The sequence below is a fragment of the Mesorhizobium sp. M7A.F.Ca.CA.002.09.1.1 genome, assembly GCF_003998555.1.
In the GTDB taxonomy this organism is placed as follows: domain Bacteria; phylum Pseudomonadota; class Alphaproteobacteria; order Rhizobiales; family Rhizobiaceae; genus Mesorhizobium; species Mesorhizobium ciceri.
This window is the reverse complement of the sequence record NZ_RZRR01001477.1, coordinates 1-683: the sequence shown is the minus strand read 5'-3', so window position 1 is coordinate 683 and position 683 is coordinate 1. Positions and strand designations below refer to the sequence as shown.

The window sequence follows — 683 nt, the reverse complement described above, 5'->3', positions numbered from 1 at the left end:
GCCGTTCACAACGCCATGACGATCAAGACGGGTGGGGACATGAGCGCCGCGATCGTTGCCCAGTCGATCGGCGGCGGCGGCGGCAACGGCGGAGCGACCAATGGCGCGACGGCCGATCTCGGTACAGAAAACGGCGTCAACGTCGCCGTCAACGTTGGTGTCGGCGGGGCGGGTGGCACAGGCAACAAGTCCGGTGCCGTGGATGTTACGAATTCCGCCAATTTGACCACCGACGGCGACTATTCGTCCGGCATTGTTGCCCAATCGATCGGCGGCGGTGGCGGCATGGGCGGTGCGACAAACACGCAGGCCTTCCACGTCGGCGGCACCGCCGGCACGAGCGTTACCGCAAATGTCAGCATCGGCGGCAATGGCGGCGAAGGCAACGATGCCGCCTGTGCCGCGGACGCCGGTGGCAATGCCACTTGTTTCGATGGCAAGGTCGGTGTCGCAGTCGATAATTCGGGCGAGATCCGCACAAGCGGGTTCAACTCGGTCGGCATCCTCGCCATGTCCATCGGCGGCGGTGGCGGCGGCGGCGGCTCGGCTTCGACCAAAGAGGATATCGTCGGCCCAGGCGATGCTGGCGAGACTTCGGTCGGTATCGGCGCGGCGATCGCCCTCGGTGCCGGCGGCGCCGGCAATGGCGGCACGGTTTCGGTGACCAACCGCAATCTGATCGT

General features: G+C 66.2%; 1 pseudogene. It reads left to right on the top strand.

Annotated elements, in window-relative coordinates:
• Positions 1-39 precede the first annotated feature (39 nt).
• Positions 40-683: pseudogene (locus EN994_RS34125) on the top strand (hypothetical protein); the annotation flags it as partial.